Source organism: Fundicoccus sp. Sow4_D5, assembly GCF_052116365.1.
Classification (GTDB): domain Bacteria; phylum Bacillota; class Bacilli; order Lactobacillales; family Aerococcaceae; genus Fundicoccus.
The window spans coordinates 1-492 of record NZ_JBQKLF010000031.1; the positions used below are offsets into that span (position 1 = coordinate 1).

1 rRNA gene is annotated in these 492 nt (G+C 51.4%); it reads left to right on the forward strand.

Going from position 1 to position 492, the window contains the following annotated elements:
* Window positions 1-492: ribosomal RNA gene (locus tag ACTQ45_RS13650) — 23S ribosomal RNA — on the forward strand; the annotation flags it as partial.

A 492-nucleotide genomic window follows, 5' to 3' on the forward strand; every position in this document is an offset into this window, starting at 1 on the left:
GGCTCAGAAGCAGCCATCATTTAAAGAGTGCGTAATAGCTCACTAGTCGAGTGACCCCGCGCCGAAAATGTACCGGGGCTAAACAATACACCGAAGCTGTGGATTCAGTATAATTACTGAGTGGTAGGAGAGCGTTCTATGGGCGGCGAAGCAGTACCGTAAGGAGCTGTGGAGCGCATAGAAGTGAGAATGCCGGTATGAGTAGCGCAAGACGGGTGAGAATCCCGTCCACCGATTGACTAAGGTTTCCTGGGGAAGGCTCGTCCTCCCAGGGTAAGTCGGGACCTAAGCCGAAGCCGATAGGTATAGGCGATGGACAACAGGTAGAGATTCCTGTACTTGGGTAACATGTTTGAACGATGGAGGGACACAGGAGGTAGGGCCACGCATCCGGATGGAAGAGGATGTAGAAGCATCAAGTGGGATTGTGAGTCAAATGCTTACGATTATCTAACCACGAGGTGTGACCTGGAGCGAAATTAAGTAGCGAAG